The organism is Xanthobacter autotrophicus, assembly GCF_029991245.1.
GTDB classification, from domain to species: Bacteria; Pseudomonadota; Alphaproteobacteria; order Rhizobiales; family Xanthobacteraceae; genus Xanthobacter; species Xanthobacter autotrophicus_C.
Window position 1 is genome coordinate 1 of record NZ_JAIVFO010000305.1, and the last position, 1055, is coordinate 1055.

At 64.6% G+C, this 1055-nt stretch carries 1 protein-coding gene; it reads right to left on the reverse strand.

The features are described from left to right. Positions 1 to 15: 15 nt before the first annotated feature. Positions 16 to 962 (reverse strand): IS630 family transposase gene (locus K9U41_RS22920; RefSeq protein ID WP_432715853.1). Its coding sequence is split into 2 segments (ribosomal slippage): positions 16 to 626 and positions 626 to 962, totalling 948 coding nucleotides; the frame shifts between segments, so codons are not numbered across the junction. Positions 963 to 1055 lie beyond the last annotated feature (93 nt).

The window sequence follows — 1055 nt, forward strand, 5'->3', positions numbered from 1 at the left end:
TAGAGCGGTAGCCGATCATATTGGATCATATCCAGCGGCTTCGAATAAGTTCCGGCACTCCTGCGGCGTGAAGAGATCTGCGATACGTCCGATGGCTGCCCACAGGCCTTCGACGGTGCGCTCGGCAGCTTTGCGCAGGTGGGCCTTGAGCTTTGAGAAGGCGTTCTCGATCGGGTTGAAGTCGGGGCTATAGGGCGGCAGGAACAGGAGGCCTGCGCCGGCGGCCTCGATCATCTGACGCACCGCCGGACCTTTGTGGGAACCGAGATTGTCCATCACCACAATGTCGCCCGGTGAGAGCTCGGGAACGAGCACTTGCTGCACATAGGCTTCGAAGGCGATGCGGTTGATGGGGCCGTCCAGGACCATCGGCGCCACCATACCGGTGCAGCGCAATCCGGCGATGAAGGTGGTGGTCTTCCAGTGGCCGTGCGGGACGAGCGCGCGCAGGCGCTGTCCGCGCCGGCAACGGCCATGGCGGCGGGCCATGTTGGTGGAGGCCCAGGTTTCGTCGATGAAGACAAGTCGGTCCGGATCGAGGTCGAGCTGCGCCTCGAACCAGGCCCGGCGTTGCTTCAGGACGTCCGCCCGGTCCTGCTCGGCGGCGTGGGCGGTCTTTTTTTGCGCGTGATGGCGTGGCGGGCGAAGAAGCGGCGCACTGTGCCGTAGCCGACGCCGATCCCCCGTTCCGCCAGAAGGTGGCGCAGTTCCTCGATGGTGAGGTCGGGCGTCTTCTCCAAGAGGCTCAGGATCAGGTCCTTGTGCGCCTCCACATGATGGGAACGGTTGTCGCCTCCGGCGTCCTTGGCGCGGGGCTCCCCCGTTTCACGGGACAGCTGCCGCCATCGGCTCACGCTTGCCGGGCTGACCGCAAACGCCTCAGCCGCCGCACGGTGGCTCATACCACCCGCTACGGCGGCCAGAACACGCACCCGAAGATCGAGCGACAGCGCCTTGACCATGCCTGCCGGCCTCCAACTCCGGCAGGAAGCTTGAATCAGCTCGGCACTGATTTGAAAAGCCCCGGCGATTCAAAATGATCGGCTACCGCTCTA